At 76.5% G+C, this 12,749-nt stretch carries 16 protein-coding genes, 1 other RNA gene and 1 pseudogene; 5 read left to right on the top strand and 13 right to left on the bottom strand.

The window, feature by feature from the left end; translation table 11 throughout:
- Positions 1-5: 5 nt before the first annotated feature.
- The 7 genes and pseudogenes from RTG05_RS08015 to RTG05_RS07985 all read right to left on the bottom strand — a co-directional run.
- The gene (locus RTG05_RS08015; protein ID WP_166528201.1) at positions 6-770 is read right to left on the bottom strand and encodes a GAF domain-containing protein; all 765 of its coding nucleotides are present in this window, start codon (positions 768-770) and stop codon (positions 6-8) included.
- On the bottom strand, positions 767-1,279 hold the full coding sequence (locus RTG05_RS08010) for an STAS domain-containing protein (protein WP_166528200.1): 513 nt from the start codon (positions 1,277-1,279) through the stop codon (positions 767-769). Before RTG05_RS08010 ends, RTG05_RS08015 begins: the two co-directional genes overlap by 4 nt.
- A gap of 414 nt (positions 1,280-1,693) precedes the next feature.
- Entirely contained in the window at positions 1,694-2,509 is an 816-nt protein-coding gene (locus tag RTG05_RS08005) for a GAF and ANTAR domain-containing protein (RefSeq protein WP_166528199.1), read from the bottom strand.
- Positions 2,510-2,591: 82 nt separating this feature from the next.
- An RNA gene (rnpB, locus tag RTG05_RS08000) (RNase P RNA component class A) lies at positions 2,592-3,018 on the bottom strand.
- Between the two features lie 18 nt (positions 3,019-3,036).
- Complete coding sequence (locus RTG05_RS07995; RefSeq protein ID WP_208104857.1) at positions 3,037-3,927, bottom strand: ornithine cyclodeaminase family protein; 891 nt, start codon at positions 3,925-3,927, stop codon at positions 3,037-3,039.
- 22 nt (positions 3,928-3,949) lie between these two features.
- A complete protein-coding gene (locus RTG05_RS07990; protein ID WP_315912599.1) occupies positions 3,950-4,144 on the bottom strand; it encodes a hypothetical protein in 195 nt (64 codons plus the stop codon).
- Between the two features lie 145 nt (positions 4,145-4,289).
- Positions 4,290-4,655 (bottom strand): annotated as a pseudogene (locus RTG05_RS07985) (PIG-L deacetylase family protein); the annotation flags it as partial.
- Between the two features lie 126 nt (positions 4,656-4,781).
- Here RTG05_RS07985 and RTG05_RS07980 point away from each other — a divergent pair.
- Together RTG05_RS07980 and RTG05_RS07975 are read left to right on the top strand one after the other, a co-directional pair.
- Complete coding sequence (locus RTG05_RS07980) at positions 4,782-5,201, top strand: thioesterase, FlK family (RefSeq protein ID WP_166528197.1); 420 nt, start codon at positions 4,782-4,784, stop codon at positions 5,199-5,201.
- Between the two features lie 42 nt (positions 5,202-5,243).
- Positions 5,244-5,723: a nucleoside deaminase gene (locus RTG05_RS07975; RefSeq protein WP_166528196.1), complete on the top strand. Its 480-nt coding sequence runs from the start codon at positions 5,244-5,246 to the stop codon at positions 5,721-5,723.
- Positions 5,724-5,855: 132 nt separating this feature from the next.
- On the opposite strand, the gene RTG05_RS07970 is transcribed toward RTG05_RS07975, so the two are convergent.
- Both RTG05_RS07970 and RTG05_RS07965 read right to left on the bottom strand, forming a co-directional pair.
- On the bottom strand, positions 5,856-6,560 hold the full coding sequence (locus RTG05_RS07970; RefSeq protein WP_166528195.1) for an alpha/beta hydrolase: 705 nt from the start codon (positions 6,558-6,560) through the stop codon (positions 5,856-5,858).
- The gene (locus tag RTG05_RS07965) at positions 6,557-6,916 is read right to left on the bottom strand and encodes a DoxX family protein (protein WP_208104856.1); all 360 of its coding nucleotides are present in this window, start codon (positions 6,914-6,916) and stop codon (positions 6,557-6,559) included. The genes RTG05_RS07970 and RTG05_RS07965 overlap by 4 nt, the downstream gene beginning before the upstream one ends.
- Positions 6,917-6,940: 24 nt before the next feature.
- On the opposite strand from RTG05_RS07965, the gene RTG05_RS07960 reads away from it, so the two are divergent.
- The 3 genes from RTG05_RS07960 to RTG05_RS07950 are packed head-to-tail and all read left to right on the top strand — an operon-like array spanning position 6,941 to position 8,633.
- Complete coding sequence (locus RTG05_RS07960) at positions 6,941-7,696, top strand: sulfite exporter TauE/SafE family protein (RefSeq protein ID WP_166528194.1); 756 nt, start codon at positions 6,941-6,943, stop codon at positions 7,694-7,696.
- 46 nt (positions 7,697-7,742) lie between these two features.
- The gene (locus tag RTG05_RS07955) at positions 7,743-8,414 is read left to right on the top strand and encodes a transporter permease (RefSeq protein ID WP_166528193.1); all 672 of its coding nucleotides are present in this window, start codon (positions 7,743-7,745) and stop codon (positions 8,412-8,414) included.
- A gap of 9 nt (positions 8,415-8,423) precedes the next feature.
- Positions 8,424-8,633 (top strand): hypothetical protein, encoded by a 210-nt coding sequence (locus RTG05_RS07950; RefSeq protein ID WP_166528192.1) that lies wholly within the window; start codon positions 8,424-8,426, stop codon positions 8,631-8,633.
- A 3-nt stretch (positions 8,634-8,636) separates the two neighbouring features.
- Here RTG05_RS07950 and nadA read toward each other — a convergent pair whose 3' ends face one another.
- From nadA to RTG05_RS07930, 4 genes are all read right to left on the bottom strand, one after another.
- Positions 8,637-9,668 carry a quinolinate synthase NadA gene (gene nadA, locus RTG05_RS07945; RefSeq protein WP_166528191.1) on the bottom strand — a complete coding sequence of 344 codons (1,032 nt, stop codon included), beginning with the start codon at positions 9,666-9,668 and terminating at the stop codon, positions 8,637-8,639.
- A 185-nt stretch (positions 9,669-9,853) separates the two neighbouring features.
- Positions 9,854-10,948, bottom strand: a complete 1,095-nt coding sequence (locus tag RTG05_RS07940) for a bifunctional RNase H/acid phosphatase (RefSeq protein ID WP_315912425.1) — start codon at positions 10,946-10,948, stop codon at positions 9,854-9,856.
- 91 nt (positions 10,949-11,039) lie between these two features.
- The gene (locus tag RTG05_RS07935) at positions 11,040-11,780 is read right to left on the bottom strand and encodes a zinc ribbon domain-containing protein (RefSeq protein ID WP_166528190.1); all 741 of its coding nucleotides are present in this window, start codon (positions 11,778-11,780) and stop codon (positions 11,040-11,042) included.
- Between the two features lie 102 nt (positions 11,781-11,882).
- Positions 11,883-12,719, bottom strand: a complete 837-nt coding sequence (locus RTG05_RS07930) for a Nif3-like dinuclear metal center hexameric protein (RefSeq protein WP_208104855.1) — start codon at positions 12,717-12,719, stop codon at positions 11,883-11,885.
- Positions 12,720-12,749 lie beyond the last annotated feature (30 nt).

Genomic DNA, 12,749 nt, shown 5'->3' with positions numbered 1-12,749 from the left:
CCCGGTCAGGCCGGTGCGGAGTCGGCGTCGCCGGCGGTGACCGTGGTCAGCAGCTCGAGGGCCACCTCCCGCACCGGGCGGCCGGAGCGCTCGGCCGCGGCGGCGAGCCGGGCGAAGGCGGCCTCGCGGTCCGGCAGGCCGCGCGCCTGCAGCACCCCGGTGGCCTGGCCGATCACGTCCCGGTCGGTGAGCGCGTCGGCCAGTCGGCGGCTGAGCGCCCGGGCGCTGGTCAGGTCCTGGGTGGCGGCGAGCAGGATCGCCGCCTGCCGGGCGAAGAGCACCATGACCTGCTCGGCGTGCTCGTCGAACCGGGCCGGCTGCAGCGCGTACAGCTTGATCGCGCCGATGGTCGCGGTGGCGGACACCAGTGGCGCGCTCAGCGTCGACCGGATGCCCAGGTGCGTGACCGCCTCGTTCCACGCCGGCCAGCGGCGGTCGCCGACGGCGTCGTCGACGCGCACGATCCGCCCGGTGCGCGCCGCGGTCAGGCACGGCCCCTCGTCCAGGGAGTACTGCAGCGCGTCTGCCCGCGCAGCCAGCTCGGTGGTCGCCGCCATCGTCCGGGTGCCGTGTTCGTCGACGAGGGTGACCGCCGCGCCTGCGCTGCCCGGCGCGGTGGCCGAGGCCAGCGCGGTCACCAGCTCCACCGCCGAGCGGACCGTCTCCTGGGAGAGCACCAGCCCGGCCATCTGCACCAACGTGGCCGCCAGCTGCTCAGACGCGGCCGGGTCCATCGGACCCGTGCCGGGGTTGGGGTCGCCCTGCGTCATCGCACGACCCTGTCGTCTGCGCCCGGGCGCACCCATCCCGCCCGTGCCCGGGTACCGCCGCCCCGCGCCGCCGCGGCGGGCGGGGTGCCGGTGGCCGTCGCCACCGGGACACCGGACGAGGAGGCGGTGTGTCGGGGGGCCGGCGGTGGCAGCGTCCGCGCGATCGGCGCGAGCAGGTCGTCGAGACCGGCCAGCGGCAGCAGCCGGCGCAGGACCTGGCGCGCGCCGACGATGAGCGCGACCGCGCCGGCGTCCTCCGTGGCGCGTCGGGCTGCAGCCAGGGCACGCAGCCCCGCCGCGTCGCAGAAGTCCAGCGCCGCCACGTCCAGTACCCAGACCGGCGGGCACTCGGCGGCCAGCACCTGGCACGCCGCGGTCAGCTGCCCGCAGGTGGCGCGATCCAGCTCGCCGGTGAGCACCACCCGCCCGGCGGCCAGGTCCACGGCCAGCAGCAGACCGCCCGCCGCAGCCGGCTCGGTGGTGATCGGGCAGGTCGTCATGGCCGGCATCGCACGTCCTCGACCCAGAGGCGCTCCGCGGCGGCCCGTCCCACACCCGGCCCCAACTTCGCGCACGTCAGGCCGGGTGTTCGACCGCCGTCACGCTAACTCAGCACCAGGTCCGTCGGCCAGCCGGCCGGTCCTGCGGGCTCGTCGGTGGGACGGCTGCACGCGGCGTGCACGAGGATGCCCGTGGCCTCGTCGATCACCGCGCGGGACTCTCAGCATCCACCAGACGTCGGCCCGCCTCCACCGCCCGGGTGTACGCCGCGCCGGCGAGCGGGACGGCGTTCCACCGCCCGTCGCCGCCGGCCCTCTCGCAGGTCAGCGCAGGGGACCTCAGCAGGGTCGCCGTCACCCTGCCGCGCCAGGTGGACCCGTTCCCGATCGGAACCGACGACCCGTCGGTGTCGCAGATCCGGATCAGGGCCCGGCCGGGCGGTCGCCTCGACGGGCCGGATGACGATCGACGGCTGCCCCGGTCGGGCCCTCGGTGCCGAGGACGCCGGTCCGGGTGAGGTGGTCGGCGACCTCGACCAGTTTGCGGTTGGCGTCCTGACTGGCCTTCGCGAGCAGTGCGAATGCCTGCTCCGAAGTGATCTTGTACCGTTCCATGAGCACGCCCTTGGCCTGACCGATCAGGTCCCGGCTGGCCATGCCCAGCTCCAGGTGGTTGATCTTCTGCGCCTGGGCCAGCGCGATGGCCGCGTGGCTGGCGAACAGCAGCCCGACGCGTTCGGACTCGTCGCTGAACGCCTGCGGGGTCCGGGCCAGCATGTTCATCGCACCCAGGTCCTCCCCCTGCACGAACAGCTGGATGCACAGCGCGCTGCGCAGTCCTGCGTCGGCGGCCGCGCGGCCGAGGGCCGGCCAGCGCTGGTCGGTTGCCAGGTCGTCCACCCGGACGGTCTCCCGCTCGTACATGGAGTCCATGCACGGCCCCTGCCGGGTCTCCTGCTGCAGGTCGTCGAACCGCCGCGCCAGGTCGTCGGTGGCCGCCGCCGACACCACCCGCCGGCGGCCCGTCACCAGGCTGATCGTCGCCTCCTCCGCGCCCGGCACTGTCCCCGCGATCGAGGCGACGATGAGTTCGAGCACCGCCGGGGTGTCCACCTGGTGCTGCATCCGGCGCGCCAGGTCGGCCAGCCGCTGTGACAGGTCGTCGTGGTGCGCGCCTCCGCCCGCACGGGCGGAGGGTCGCCCTCGGGACTCGGGCGGCCCGGGTGGTGCTGTGCCCATGCAGCCAGCGTGACACGGCGGGCGCCCTTCCCACAGGGGCGGACGCCGGCGGCCGCAGTCCCGGCAGGTCAGCGGCGGGCGACGGACGAGTCGGCCTGTACGCCGGGTTCTGTCCCCGGGCGCCTCGCGGCATCCCGGTGGGCGGTCATCCATCTAGGCCTGCCGTTGCCGACCGGCTCCAGCGGTCCACCCGCAGGCTCGGGCGGGCAGCCCTCAAACGCCTGCGCAGGACGGCGGCCTGGTCGCCCAGCCCGCCGTCCCTCTCGACCTTGCTCCGGGTGGGGTTTACCGAGCCACACCGGTCACCCGGTGTGCGGTGGTCTCTTACACCGCCCTTTCACCCTTACCAGCGCTGCACCCTTACCAGTGCACGCACTGGCGGTCTGTTCTCTGTGGCACTGTCCCGCGGGTCACCCCGGGTCGCCGTTAGCGACCACCCTGCCCTGTGGAGCCCGGACGTTCCTCGGCGGCGGGGTCTCCCCTGCCGACGCGACCGCCCAGCCGACTCGTCCGTCGTACCGGCCATCCTAGTGCGCGGCGAGGACCGCCTCGGCGACGACCAGGTCCTCCCAGGACATCCCGACGCTCTTCACGACCACCGGGCGGTCGGTGGGCAGCGCGACCGCCCCGGTGACCACGTCGCGCACGGGCACGAGGTCGTCGCCGGTCAGCGCGCCCTCGGCGATGGCCAGCACCACGTCACCGGCCTCGCGCAGCGCGGTGGCGACGTCCTCGACGACCACGGAGGCCCGCCCGAGCAGCGCCGCGTCCAGCTCCCGGGCGTCGGGCTCGTGCGAGCCGACCGCGACCACCACGGCGTCGTCGCGCAGCAGGGTGGAGTCGAACAGCGGGGTCCGCGCCGAGGTGGCGCAGACGACGACGTCCGCCGTCCGCAGCGCGTCGTCGGCCGGCGCGGAGCCCAGCCGGACGGCGTCCAGCGGCGTGCGGGACGGGTCCCGGACCAGGTGGGTCGCCCGCGCCAGCGGGCGGACGGCGGCCAGCGTGGCCACGTGGCCCGTGGCCTGCGGGCCGGCTCCCACCACCGCGACCCGCAGCGGGCGCTCCGGCAGCCGGGCCAGCACGGCGGCCACCGACACCGCCGGCGTGCGCAGCGCGGTCAGCGCCGTGCCGTCCAGGACGGCGCGCAGCGCCAGCGTCCCCCGGTCGAACAGCAGGTAGGCGGCCTGTATGCGCGGCAGGCCGCGGGCCGGGTTGCCCGGCGCCACGGTCGCCACCTTGACCCCCGCCCCGGCCGGGGTCTCCGCGGGCATGAGCAGGAACTGCCCGCCCGACAGGTCGACCCGGACCCGGGGCGGGTCCGCGGCCGGGTCGAGTCCGCCGCGCAGCGCGTCGCTGATCGCCCGGACCGCCCCGGCCGGGCCGAGCGCGGCGACGGCGTCCGCGTCGAGGTACCTCACCGCAGCACGATCCCGTGCCCGGTCAGCCCCAGTAGAGGCGGAAGCCGACCCGCCGGGCGCCGTCGTCGGTGAGGGTGGACACGTCGACGACCTGCTGCGCCTGCTCCTCCACCGGGGCATCGGACAGCAGCTCGAGATAGCGGCGGTGCTCGGACAGCGACGCGACCGCGAGCTCGACCGCCTCGGCGACGTCCACCTGGTGTGGCGGGTCGGTCATCTCCCCCACCCGCGATGTACTGCACACCGCCCCACCGCGGCTCGGAGAGCTCGGGGAAGATCCACTCGTTGCCGGCGTCGGCGACGGCGTCGACCACGCTCTGCCCGAGCGCCCGGTGGTCGGCGGAGTTCACGTACGCCGGCGACACCCCCGGCGGCGTCCAGGTCGGGCCGAAGTACCCGGTGACGACCATCTCCGGGCGGTGCCGCCGGATCGCCGCGGCCAGGTCCCGCCGCAGCTCCGGCCCGGCCACCAGGACGCCGTCCCGGTGGTCGAGGAACTCCACCTCGCTGACCCCGACGACGGCGGCCGACCGCCGCTCTTCCTCCTCGCGCAGCGGGCCGGCCTCCGCCGGGGGGACGCCGGCCATCCCGGCCTCGCCACGGGTGGCCAGCAGGTAGTGCACCTCCTTGCCGGCCGCGGTCCACACCGCGACGGCCGCGGCCAGGCCGTACTCGATGTCGTCGGGGTGGGCGGCCACGACCAGCGCGCGCTGCCAGTCGTCGGGCATGGGCAGAGGGGGCATGGCGGGCAGTCTGCTCCCGGGGGACGACGGGCGAGAAGCGCGCACGCCACCCGGGTCCGCCAGGATGACCGCACCCCCGCAGGTGCGGGGACGGCGACCCGAGGAGGCACGGTGAGCCCGGAGGAGACCGTGGCGCGCAGCCGGCTGGCGCTGGCCGTCCCGCTGGCCGCGGCGCTGGGCGCCGAGCTGCGCGACCCGGCCGACCCGAGCGCGGGCGTCCGGGTGACGGTGGCCGGCCTGGCCGGCAACGGGGCGGGCGGCGCGCACGCCGCGGCGCTCACCGCCGTGCTCGAGCTGGCCGCCTACCTGGCGCTGCTCCCCGCGCTGCAGCCCGACGAGCACGCCGTCTCCCACGCCCTCACCGTCCAGCTGCCGGCCGCGGCACCCGAGGGCGGCCTGGTCGAGGCCGTGGGGCAGCTGGACCGGCGCGGCCGCCGGCTGGCCTTCCTCTCCGCGACCGCCGAGGTGTCCGGCACCCTGGTGGCCCGGGCGCAGATCACCAAGTCGATCGTGCCGCTGCCCGGCGGGTGATTCCGGCGGCGGGCCGGCCGCCCGCGGCAGAGGATGGGCGGCATGGTCGACGACACGGACCTCGCCCACCTGCGCCGCTGCGTCGAGCTCGCCCGCGCCGCGCTGGACGCCGGGGACGAGCCGTTCGGGTCGGTGCTGGTCGACGCCGACGGGCGGGTCCGCTTCGAGGACCACAACCACGTGGCCGGCGGCGACGCGACGCAGCACCCGGAGTTCGCCATCGCCCGGTGGGCCGCGGAGCACCTCACGCCGCCGCAGCGGGCCGCGGCCACCGTCTACACCTCCGGCGAGCACTGCCCCATGTGTGCGGCCGCGCACGGCTGGGTGGGCCTCGGCCGGATCGTCTACGCCAGCTCCTCGGCGCAGCTGAGGGCCTGGCTGGCCGACCTCGGCGTCCCCCCGGCGCCGGTCCGCCCGCTGCCGGTCCCCGACGTCGCCCCCGGCGTGCCGGTCGAGGGGCCGGTGGCCGGGCTGGACGAGGAGGTCCACCAGCTGCACCGGAGGCACCGCGGCCGGGCGTGACCGCTCAGCCCCCGCCGCCGCCGTCCCCGAGCAGCCAGCTGCTGCGGTTGACCGCCGCGCGCCCGTCGGCGGACCGCGGCTCCACGGACCCGTGGTGCCCGCTCGCGCGGCGGCTGCGGGGGACGTCACCCGTCAGGGTCCGGCGGCGGCCAGCAGCACGGCGGCGAGCTCCGCGGGCGCACTGACCATCGGGTCGTGCCCGGTGACCAGCTCGACCACCTCCCACCCGGGCTGGGAGCGCACCAGCCGGCGCGAGGGCTCGATGGTCGGCAGCGCCGGCGCGGTGCAGTCGACGTAGGTCCGCGGGCGGGCGGCCCACCGGTCGGCGTCGAAGTGCAGCGGCTCGGTGAACGTCCCGCCCGGGTGCGGGGTCTGCCGCCGTGCCACCCACGCCGCGTCGTCTCCGGTCAGCCCGTAGGCCGAGGGGTGGGCCGGCGGGATGTGCCCGGAGGCCTCGATCAGCGCCTCCCGCTGGGCGCGGGCCGTCTCCGGGACGCACTGCGCCCAGCTGCGCCCGGGCAGCGGGACGACGGCGTCGAGGTACACCAGCCGGCCCACCTCGGCGCCCAGCCGGTCGGCCGCCCCGGTGACCACCAGCCCACCGTAGCTGTGCCCGACGAGGACGGCGTCGCGGCACTCCTGCGCGCGCACCGCGGCGACCACGTCCTCGACGTGCGTGCCCAGGCCCACCTGCGCGGTCAGCTGGTGCGCCCGCTCCCCCACCCCGGTCAGCGCGACCGGGACGGCGGTGTGCCCGGCCCGCCACAGCGCGGGCAGCACCCGCTGCCAGCACCAGGCGCCGTGCCATGCCCCGGCCACCAGGACGACCGTGCTCACCGGCTCCTCGCCACGCCGAGGGCCACGCGGACCATCGGCACCTGCAGCACCAGCCGGACGGCGGCGACCGTCAGCGGCACCGGACGCCGCGGCACCACCCGCAGGGTGTGCAGGTGCGCCGGCACGAAGGCGACCAGCAGCGCCGCCGCGGCCCAGCCCCCGGCCCGGCGCGTCGCCGGCACCGCCATGAGCCCGGCGGTGCCGATCTCGGCCACCCCGCTGGCGAGCACCCAGGCGCGGGCGTCACCCAGCTCCGGTGGCACGAGCCACTCGAAGGTCCGCGGCCGGAGCAGGTGCAACACCCCCGACCCGCCGAACGCCGCCGCCAGTCCCGTCGCCGTCCGCGTGAGCCGCACACCGGCACCGTAGGCTCGCCGTCCGTGTCCGCCCTCGACCTGGCCATCGCGGCGGGCGTCGCCCTCCTCGCCGGCGCGATCAACTCCGTCGCCGGCGGCGGATCGCTGATCCTCTTCCCCACCCTCGTCGCCCTCGGCCTCGGCACCGTGGCGGCCAACGTCACCAACTCCGTGGCCCAGTGGCCGGGCTACCTCGGCGGGGTCGTCGGCTTCCGCCGCGAGTACGCCGGGCAGCGCGGCCGGCTGGTGCGCTTCGGCGTCGTCGCGCTGCTCGGCGGCGCCGCGGGCAGCGTGCTGCTGCTCACCACGCCCACCGAGGCCTTCGACGTCGTCGTGCCCGTGCTGGTGCTGCTCGCCAGCCTGCTGCTGGCCGTGCAGCCGCTGCTCACCAAGCGGCTGAGGACGGCCGAGGACGGCGGGGCGCGGCGCGACCCGGTGTGGCTCTACCTCGCGCTGTTCCTGGCCACCGTCTACGGCGGCTACTTCGGCGGCGCGCTCGGGGTGATCCTGGTCGGCATCCTCGGCGTGGGGCTGCACCGGCTGAAGCTGGCCAACGCGCTGAAGTCCGCGCTGTCGGCGGTCACCGCGACCGTCAGCCTGGTCATCTTCGCGATTTTCGGTCCGGTGGACTGGCTGGTCGTCGCCGTGGCGGCCCCGGCCAGCCTGGTCGGCGGCTTCCTCGGCGCGCGCATCGCCACCCGCATCCCCGTGACGCCGCTGCGGGTGTTCATCGTGGTCTTCGGCATCGCGGTCTCGGTGTACCTCTTCACCCGGATCTGACCACCCGTGGACCCGGTCGCCCTCGCCGTCTCGGGCACGGTCTGCGGTGCTCAGCCTGGACGCCACCGCCGTCCTGCTGCTGCCGGTGGTGGTGGCGACCGCCGCCCACCTGGGCGTGCACGTCCGGCCGCACGCCTGGGCGACCGGGCACCTGGCCAACTCCGCGTCGCTGCTGCTGCCGGTGTCCAACCTGACCGACCTGCTGGCCTTCGCCGGCACCGGACTGAGCTTCCTGCCCGTCACCGGGCTGGAGCTCGGGCCCTGGCTGGCCGCGGTCGCCGTCGAGTACCTGGTGCTGCGCCGGCTGTTCCGCGCCGACCTGGCGGTGCCGGCCGCCGCCCCGCCGCGGGAGCCCCTGCCCACACCCCGGCCGGCCCTGGCGGTGGTCGTCCACACCGTGGCCGGGTTCGCGGTCGCCTCCGGCTCCGGGCTGTCCCGGCCTGGCCGGCCCTCGCCGGGGTCGCCGTCCTCGCCGCCCGCCGGCTGGCCGTGCCGAACCCCAGCCACGCCGGGTCGCTGGCCACCTGCTGTGGCGGCGGGCCCTGGGCGACGCCGCACCCTCCGGAGCGCGGTTCAGCGCGGTGGGGCCGGCCACCGTCCCGCTCACCCTCACGGCCACCACGGTCGCGCTGTGGGCCGCGGTGCACCTGTGACGGAAGGGTCCACCCGGTGGCGGACACGCCTGGCGCCTCCCGGGGGCACCGGGCGGGCTGCCTAGCGTCGGGCCATGCGTGAGAACCGACTCCCTGCAGCCCGACAGGCCCCCGAGGACCGCGTCCAGCGGCTGCACCTGATCGCCGCCGCCCGGGTCGCGGCGGTGCGCCCGTCCTCGGAGCAGCAGGTCTCCGACATCGTCCGCGTCACCGTGGACGACGAGGTGGACACCAGCACCTTCCGGGCCATCGTCACCGACATCACCGACGACCAGCTCCGCTGACCCTCACTCCCCGCCGCGGCCGGGCTCCCCGATCGCGATCATCGCCTCGACCGCGCGGCGGGCGCGGGCGGCCGTCCCCGGGTCGACGTCGACCGCCCCCTGGCCGGTGCGCAGCGTCCGCAGCAGCTTGGCCGGCGTGATCATCTTCATGTAGCGGCAGGCGGCCCGGTCGTTCATCGGGATGAACGCCGTCCCGCTGTTCAGCGCCCGCAGCTGGTGCAGGATGCCGACCTCGGTGGCCACCAGCACCTGCGGGGCCCGGGTCGCCGCGGCCTGCTCGACCATGCCGCCGGTGGACAGCACCCGGGTGCGCTCGGCCGGCAGGTCGCCGTGGCTCACCAGGTCCAGCACCGAGGTGGTGCACCCGCACTCGGGGTGCACCAGGATCTCCGCGTCCGGGTGGGCGGCGACCTGCGCGCGGACGTCGGAGGGGCTGATGCCGGCGTGCACGTGGCACTCCCCCGCCCACACGTGGACGCTCTCCCGCCCGGTGACCCGCTTGACGTGCGCGCCGAGGAACTGGTCGGGGCAGAACAGGACCTCGCGGTCCTCGGGGATGGAGCGGATCACGTCGGCGGCGTTGGACGAGGTGCAGCAGATGTCGGTCTCGGCCTTGACCGCCGCCGTGGTGTTCACGTAGCTGACGACGACCGCGCCGGGGTGCTCGGCCTTCCACTCGCGCAGCTGCTCGGCGGTGATCGAGTCCGCCAGCGAGCAGCCGGCGTCGTGGTCGGGCAGCAGCACGGTCTTGTCCGGCGAGAGGATCTTGGCCGTCTCGGCCATGAAGTGCACGCCGCAGAAGACGATCTCCCGGGCGTCGGTCTGGGCCGCGATGCGCGACAGGTACAGCGAGTCGCCGGTCACGTGGGCGACGTCCTGGATCTCCGGGACCTGGTAGTTGTGCGCCAGGATCACCGCCCCGCGCTCCTCGGCCAGCTGCCGGACCTCGGCCGCCCACGTCTCGTACTCGGCCGGGGAGAGCGTGCGCTCGTCCCCGGTGACGGCGGGGGTGGCGGGCGCGACGGTGGCGGTCACACGGTTCTCCAGTGCTCGGTGCGGTGGCTGTCCGGGGAACACCGGCCGGCCGGGTGCGCTTCCCGTCCGCCGGGCGTCACCCGCTGCCCTCCCCGCGTGGACATCGGTGGGTGGCGGGCCGGCACGCCGACAGGGGCAGCCACCCGCCGGTGGTCACGGCCGGACGGGCCGGGCCCGGGCGGTGCTCAGCGGAGGTGGCCGGTGTCGTTCACCAGGCGGACCGAGGACCGCCCGTCGGTCGACCAGGCCACGGTGCTCAGCGACGCGGCCTCCAGGAACACCCGGTGCACGACCTCGTCGGGCACGTCGAGGCCGGCGGCCAGCAGCAGCTTGATGGGCGTCACGTGCGAGACGACGAGCACCGTCCTGCCGGTGTGCTCGCGCAGCACGCGGGCCCGCGCGCGGCCCACCCGGGCACTGACGTCGGTGATCGACTCCCCGCCGGGGGCGGCCACCGTGACGTCGTCGAGGAACCGGCGGGCGGCCAGCGGGTGGCGCTGCCGGGCCTCCTCGGCGGTGAGCCCCTCCAGCTCGCCGAAGTCCAGCTCGACCAGGTCGTCGTCCAGCTGCACCGGCAGGCCGAGGGTGGCGGCCACGACCTCGGCGGTCTCCCGGGTGCGGCGCAGCGGCGAGGCGACGACGACCTCGATGCCCAGCTCGCCGGCCCGCTCCGCCGCGGCCGCGGCCTCGGCCCGCCCGGTGGCCGACAGCGGCAGGTCGTTGCGGCCGCTGTACCGACGTTCCGGCGTGTGCTCGGTGCGGCCGTGCCGCAGCAGGTGCGTGACCGTGGTGACGGCGGGCGCGCGGGGGGCCGCCGGCTGCACGTCGTCCGCCACGGTGGTCGGCTCGGCAGCGAGGTCGCGGCGCACCGGGCGGCCGTCCATGGCGCTGTTGGCCAGCGCGTCCGCGGCACCGTTCTGCGCCCGGGGCACCCAGGTGTAGCGGACGCCGCCCAGCTGCCGGGCGATGGCCTGGGCCTCGCGCGCCAGCTTCTGCATGTCGGGGTGCTTGACCTTCCAGCGCCCGGACATCTGCTCGACGACGAGCTTGGAGTCCATCCGGACCTCGACCTCAGCCTGAGGGTCCAGGTCCAGGGCCGCCTGCAGACCCGCGACCAGGCCGCCGTACTCGGCGACGTTGTTCGTCGCCCGCCCGACCGACTCCGCCCGCTCGGCGAGCACCCGGCCGGTCACGGCGTCCCGGACCAACGCGCCGTAGCCGGCCGGCCCGGGGTTGCCCCGCGACCCGCCGTCGGCCTCGACGACGAGGCGCCGGCTCACGGGGCGCTCCTCCGCGACGAGATCGGCGATCTCGCCCGGTTGCCGGGGTCCAACGGTGCGAGATCGCCGATCTCGCCGGGACGGCGACGCATCACAGGCCGCTCTCCGCCGTCCGCACCAGCACCCGGCCGCAGTTCTCGCACCGCACCACCTCGTGCGGGTCGGCGTTGCGGACGGCGGCCAGCTCCCGTCCGTTGAGCTCGATGCGGCAGCCCTGGCACTGGCGGGCCTTGAGCACGGCCGCGCCGGTGCCGCCGGTCTGCGTGCGGATCCGCTCGTAGAGCGCCAGCAGGTCGGCCGGGATGCGGGCGGCGGCCTCCTTGCGGGCGGCCTCGTGCTGCGCCGTCCCGTCGGCGACGTCGGCCACGGCCGCGTCGCGCAGCTCCCCGGCGCGGGTCAGCTCCGCCTGCGCGGCCTCGTGGCCCGAGCGCGCCTCGCTCAGCGCCCGCTCCGCGGTCTCCAGCTGCTCCATTAGCTCGAGCTCCTGGTCCTCCAGGTCCGACTGCCGCCGCGCCAGCGACTGCATCTCGTGCTGCAGGTCGGTCATCTGCTTGGCCGAGACGCTGCCGGAGTCCAGCAGGCCCTGGTCGCGGGTCACCCGCTTGCGCACCGTCTCGACGTCGCCCTCCAGCCGGGCGACCTCGCGCTGCAGGTCGCGCACCTCGGTCTCGGCGCGGACGACGGCGGCGGACAGCTCCCGCTCGGCGTCGGCGGCGGCCTCGACCGCGGCATTCTCGGGCAGGGTGCGCCGGCGGTGGGCCAGCTGGCCGAGCGCGACGTCCTCGGCGGCGAGGGCCAGGAGCTTCTGCTGGTCGAAGTGGTCGGCCTTCACCGCATCAACCTACCGGGGCAGCGCCCCGTCCTCTGGTGCCCGGCCCCCGTGCAGGGGCCCGCCGCGAGCTCGCGAGCGGCGGGAGGCACGGGGGTCCTCCCGCTACCGGGGGACGGCCGCACCACCCGCCGCCGCGTGGCACGTCCACGGGTCGGTGCGCCGGTGCGAGACGGCGACCTCCACCCGCCCGGACAGGTCGCCGCGCAGCACCTCCGCGGCGACCGGCAGCCACGGCCACTCGGTCGCGAAGTGCGCTGCGTCGCACACCGCGGGGCCGGCCGCCTCCAGCACGTCGGTGACCGGGTGGTGGCGCAGGTCGCTGGTGAGCAGGACGTCGGCGCCCGCGGCGGCCGCGGCCGTGAGCAGCGAGCCACCACTGCCACCGCACACGGCGACGGTCCGCACCGGTCGCCCGGGGTCCCCCGCCGCGCGGACGCCGCCGGCGGTGTCCGGCAGGGCGGCGGCGGCGAGCTCGGCGAACTCCGCGAGGGTCACCGCCGCGGGCAGCCGGCCGACGCGGCCCAGGCCCGCGCGGGGGTCGCCGGGCGCCGGCTGCAGCGGGCGGGTGCCGGTGAGCCCGAGGACGGCGGCCAGCGCGTCGTTCACCCCGTGGTCGGGGGCGCGGTCGGCGTTGGTGTGCGCGACGAACAACCCCGCGCCGGCCCGGACCAGCCGGTGCACCAGCCGGCCCCTCGGGTCGTCGGCCGGCACGCCGTGCACGGCGGTGAGGAACAGCGGGTGGTGGGTGACCAGCAGCTGCGCGCCGGTCTCCAGCACCTCGTCCACGACGGCGGTCACCGGGTCGACGGCGAACAGCACCCGCCGCACCGGCTCGGCGGGGTCACCGCACACCAGCCCGACGGCGTCCCAGTCCTCGGCCAGCGCCGGGTCGTAGCGCGCCTCCAGCGCGGCGACGACCTCCCCCAGGGTCACGGTCACCCGCGGCAGCCTAGGCAGGGTCCCGGAGGC

It is taken from the genome of Geodermatophilus sp. DSM 44513, from assembly GCF_032460525.1.
GTDB lineage: Bacteria > Actinomycetota > Actinomycetes > Mycobacteriales > Geodermatophilaceae > Geodermatophilus.
Note: the sequence above shows the minus strand (reverse complement) of the source record. Positions and strands in the feature narration are given on the sequence as shown.

Excerpts from the sequence above, each read along its gene's own strand:
- RTG05_RS08015 (WP_166528201.1), bottom strand. The coding sequence starts at position 770 with ATGACGCAGGGCGACCCCAACCCCGGCACGGGTCCGATGGACCCGGCC.
- RTG05_RS08010 (WP_166528200.1), bottom strand. The coding sequence starts at position 1,279 with ATGCCGGCCATGACGACCTGCCCGATCACCACCGAGCCGGCTGCGGCG.
- RTG05_RS07975 (WP_166528196.1), top strand. The coding sequence starts at position 5,244 with ATGGTCGACGACACGGACCTCGCCCACCTGCGCCGCTGCGTCGAGCTC.
- RTG05_RS07950 (WP_166528192.1), top strand. The coding sequence starts at position 8,424 with ATGCGTGAGAACCGACTCCCTGCAGCCCGACAGGCCCCCGAGGACCGC.
- RTG05_RS08005 (WP_166528199.1), bottom strand. The coding sequence starts at position 2,509 with ATGGGCACAGCACCACCCGGGCCGCCCGAGTCCCGAGGGCGACCCTCC.
- RTG05_RS07990 (WP_315912599.1), bottom strand. The coding sequence starts at position 4,144 with ATGACCGACCCGCCACACCAGGTGGACGTCGCCGAGGCGGTCGAGCTC.